The sequence below is a fragment of the Xanthomonas sp. LMG 8993 genome, assembly GCF_009835065.2.
GTDB classification, from domain to species: domain Bacteria; phylum Pseudomonadota; class Gammaproteobacteria; order Xanthomonadales; family Xanthomonadaceae; genus Xanthomonas; species Xanthomonas arboricola.
This window is the reverse complement of the sequence record NZ_QVIF02000025.1, coordinates 1-2764: the sequence shown is the minus strand read 5'-3', so window position 1 is coordinate 2764 and position 2764 is coordinate 1. Positions and strand designations below refer to the sequence as shown.

The 2764-nt window shown below is 67.4% G+C and carries 1 protein-coding gene; it reads left to right on the top strand.

Going from position 1 to position 2764, the window contains the following annotated elements:
• Positions 1-2764, top strand: a 2764-nt coding sequence (locus DYQ94_RS20600) for an amino acid adenylation domain-containing protein (RefSeq protein ID WP_505414922.1), incomplete at both ends; no start/stop codon positions are given.

Here is a 2764-nt window from a genome sequence, read left to right as displayed (position 1 = left end):
CAACCCTGCCGCTGGCGCCATCGGCGTGGGCCCGCTATCCGGATACGGCGCCGGTGGTGGCAGGCCAGGCCAGCGATCTGGCCTATGTGATGTATACCTCCGGTTCGACCGGGACACCGAAAGGAGTGATGGTCGAGCAGGGCGCGGTGCTGCGGCTGGCGGTCAACGGCGGGTTTGCGCCGCTGGGCGATCACGACGTGGTGGCGCACTGCGCCAACCCGGCCTTCGACGCCTCGAGCTGGGAGCTGTGGGCACCGTTGTTGAACGGTGCCCGGGTGGCGGTAATCGATCCTGCGACAGTGCTGGATCCGGCGGCGCTGTCGGCGGCACTGGCGCGGTTCGGGGTCAGTGCGATGTGGCTGACGGTGGGACTGTTCAACGCCTACGTGGACGCGCTGGAAGTCGCGTTCGGGCAGCTGGACCAGTTGCTGATCGGAGGCGACGCGCTGGACGTGCACACGGTGGGACGACTGCTGTCGCGGTCGCAGCGCCCGCGGCGGCTGATCAACGGCTACGGTCCGACCGAGACGACGACGTTCGCCACCACCCACGAGATCGTCCTGGCAGACCTGGCGGGGCATGCGATTCCGATCGGTCGCCCGATCGGCAACACGACGATCCGGATCGTGGACGGGCAGGGGCGTGCGGTGCCGGTAGGCGTGATCGGGGAGCTGTACATCGGCGGGGCGGGAGTGGCGCGCGGGTATCTGAACCAGCCCGAGCTCAGTGCTGCGAGGTTCGTGGCCGATCCGCTGGGCGGCCCGGGGCGCTACTACCGAAGCGGGGACCTGGGGCGCTGGCGTGCGGATGGGACCATCGTGTTTGCCGGTCGCAACGACGGCCAGGTGAAGCTGCGCGGTTTCCGGATCGAGCTGGGCGAGATCGAGGCGGCGCTGCAGCGGCTGCCGGGCGTGCGCGAGGCGGTGGTGGCGGTTGGGCAGACCGAACAGGGCGGCCGTCGTCTGGTGGGTTATGTGGTGGGCGGCCAGGGCCGTGTGTCGGACTGGCGGCAGACACTGTCCACACAGTTGCCGGACTACATGGTGCCTTCGGCGTTGGTGTCGCTGGAGGCGCTGCCGCTGACGGCCAACGGCAAGCTGGACCGCCGCGCATTGCCGGAGCCGGACGCCGCGTCGCTGGCGGTGGGCGACTATCAGGCCCCCCGGAACGAAACCGAACGTACCCTGGCTTCGATCTGGCGCGCGATCTTGCAGGTGGAGCGGGTCGGCATCCACGACAACTTCTTCGAGTTGGGTGGGCACTCGCTGCTGGCAGCGCGGCTGGCCTCACGGGTGGCGGCCCAGTTGCAGCGGCAGGTACCGGTCAGCGCGGTGTTCGAGCATCCGACTCCGGCACGGTTGGCCGCCTTCCTGGAAACCGCCGCAGCGGTATCAACGACGGTGCCGGTCCCCATCGATCCGGCGCAGCCGCCGCAACTATCGTTGGCCCAACAGCGGTTGTGGTTTCTCGATCGGCTCGACCGCGCCGCGTCGGCGGCATATCACATGCCTTCGGCATTGCATCTGCAGGGGCGGTTGGAACTACAGGCACTGCAAGCGGCACTGGACCGCATCGTGGCGCGACACGCGGTGTTGCGCATGCGCTTCGCCGAGACCGACGGTTGCGCGACCCCATGGATCGCGCCCATGGACGAAGGCCTGCCACTGCGTAAGGACGACCTGAGCCTGCTAGACCCGGAGGCGCGCATTCAAGCCCTGGCCGCAATTGCACGCGAGGAAGCACTCACTCCGTTCGATCTAGGCGCTGGGTGCCCGATCCGGGCGCGTCTGGTGCACCTTGGCGCACATGAGCATGCGCTGTTTCTGACCCTGCATCACATCGTGTCCGATGGCTGGTCCAACGGCATCCTGACCCAAGAGCTGAGCGCGCTGTATCGTGCCTTCGTCAAGGGCGCGTCCGACCCCCTGCCGCCGCTGCCGCTGCAATACGCCGATTACGCGGCTTGGCAGCGCAGCCGGATCGATGATGTCGCGTTAGAAGCGCAACTGACCTTCTGGCGGGAGCACCTGCACGGAGCGCCGGAGCTGCTAGAACTGCCGACCGATCGCGAACGTCCCCGGCAGCCTTCGCACGCTGGGGCGATGTTGCCCTTCGAACTGGGCGAGGCAGCGAGCACACGTCTGCGCGATTGGGCGCGAACGCATGGCGCGTCCACCTACATGGCGCTGATCGCGGCATGGGCAATTTTGCTCTCGCGGCTGAGCGGGCAGGACGAAGTGGTGATCGGCAGCCCGGTTTCCAACCGGCCGACACCAGAACTCGAGGTGCTGATCGGCTTCTTCGTCAACACCTTGCCGCTGCGGGTGAGGGTCGACACCGACGCCCCGGTGCGGGTGTTGCTAGAGCAGGTCAGAACCGGCGTGCTCTCCGCGCTGGCCAATCAAGACGTCCCGTTCGAACAGATCGTCGATGTGCTCAAACCTTCGCGGCAGCTGGCCTACAGCCCGCTATTCCAGGTCGCGCTGGCGTTCGACAACACACCCAAAGGGGCCACAGGCGAGTTGCCGGGGCTGAGCCTGTCGAGTCTCGAACAGGCCCATGCCAGCACGCGCTTTGATCTGACCTTGTCGTTGTCCGACGACGCGCGTGGTATTCGCGGTGTACTCGAATACGCCACCGACCTGTTCGACGCGGCAACGATCCAGCGTTGGGCCGGCTATCTGCAACGGCTGCTGCAGGCACTGCCCGACGCCGAAGGGCAGCCGGTGGCGGCGTTGCCGATGCTGTCCGAGCGCGAGCGCGA